Origin of the sequence: Cupriavidus campinensis (assembly GCF_905397395.1) — a bacterium.
Classification (GTDB): Bacteria; Pseudomonadota; Gammaproteobacteria; order Burkholderiales; family Burkholderiaceae; genus Cupriavidus; species Cupriavidus campinensis.
In genome coordinates this window covers 1-1671 of the sequence record NZ_CAJPVH010000136.1, presented here as the reverse complement: position 1 = coordinate 1671, position 1671 = coordinate 1, and the positions used below count along the sequence as shown (strand labels likewise).

1 protein-coding gene is annotated in these 1671 nt (G+C 74.6%); it reads right to left on the bottom strand.

Annotated features, from left to right (window positions below; all coding sequences use genetic code 11):
- On the bottom strand, nucleotides 1-1671 hold a 1671-nt coding region (locus tag KHO18_RS28180; protein ID WP_211944312.1), incomplete at both ends, for a xanthine dehydrogenase family protein molybdopterin-binding subunit.

The following is a 1671-nucleotide window of genomic DNA, read 5'->3' as shown; positions in this document are numbered from 1 at the left end:
CAGCCCCTGCGCTGGCCGGCCCAGCCGCGCGGCGGCGGCGCCCAGCAGGGTTTCGCGCCACGGCTGCGCGGCGTGGGTCAGCGTACGCCAGACCAGGGTGGTGGCGCGCGAGGCCGCCACGGGGCCCGAGTCCGGCGCGCAGGCCGTGTCGCCGAGCACCGCGCGCACATCGTCCGCTCCGCAGCCCAGATGCGTCACGCAAAGGCTGCGGATGGTGCCGACGAGGTTCTGGCCCAGTTCGGTGAAGCCGCAACGCAGTTCGATGGCGCCATCGGCGGTCAGGGCGAGTTCCATCCGGCTCGCGCCCGGGCCGCCCTTGCCGAAGCCGTCGCTGCGATGGACCAGCGCCAGCCCCACGCCATGCACGTAGCGGCCTTCGCCACTGTGCCAGCGGTGCAGGCCGCGCCAGAGCGGCTGGGCGCGTGCCACGTCCAGCGCGCGGTGCGGGCCGTCGAACGGCACCACCTGCTGGCCGAGTGGCCCCGGCGCGTCCGGCGCGGCGAGGTTGATCGCCCGGAAGCGCGCGGCGTCCAGCCCCGCGCGCGCGGCCAGCCGGTCGATCTGTTGTTCGAGCGCGTACTGCACCTGCACCGCGCCGAAGCCCCGGAACGCGCCGGCCACGCCGTTGTTGGTGTAGGCCAGCCGGCCATGGATGGCCACGGCGGCGTAGCGATAGGGGCCGGGCGCGTGCTCCACGGCGGCGTCCAGCACCTCGGGGCCGTGCGTGGCGTAGGCGCCGGTGTCGGCGAGGATATCCACCTGCTGGAAGGTGAGCCGCCCCAGCGCGTCGCACCCGGTGCGCATGCGGATGCGCATCGGGTGCCGCTTCACGCCGAAATCCACCGATTGCGGCCGCGTCAGGTGCAGGCGTACGGCGCGTTGCGTCTGCCACGCCAGCAACGCGGCGATGGGCTGCACGGTCAGTTCGTCCTTGCCGCCATAGGAGCCCCCCACGGGCGTGCCGATCGCGCTGACCCGGTCGTGCGGCAGGCCGAGCATGTCCGCGATGACCTGCCGCTCGCGCGCCGGGTTGTGGCCGCCGAAGCAGAGCCGCAGACCGCCATGGCCATCGGGCTCGGCCACGCCGCCCTCGGTCTCCAGGAAGCCATGCATCTGGCGCGGCGTGGTGTAGGTGTCCTCGACGATATGGACGGACGCCGCTTCTGCGGCGGCCAGATCGCCACGGCGATGCGTGACCCGGTGCAGCAGGTTGCCGCCCGGGTGGACGTGGGCCGGCTCCGGGCACTCGGGCGCCAGCGCGGCTTCGGCGTCATCGACCAGCGGCAGTGGCGCGTATTCCACGTCGATCAGCGCCAGCGCGGCGCGCGCGGTGGCCATGTCGACGGCGGCCACGGCGGCCACCGGGTCGCCCACGTAGCGGACCTTGTCGCGGCACAGCACCGGGCGGTCGATCTTGCGCAGGCCGTAGTCGGCCACGCCGGGGATGTCGGCATGCGTGACCACGGCATGCACGCCGGGCAGCGCGCGGGCAGCACGGGTGTCGATCCGCACGATGCGCGCATGCGGATGCGGGCTGCCGAGGATGGCGCCGCGCAGCTGGCCCGGCGCGATGCGGTCGGTCAGGTAGCCGGGATTGCCGGACAGCTTGGCGGCGGCGTCCGGGCGCGGCGCGGTGGCATCGTCGGCGAGGCGCCGCGTGCGGTGCGGGGT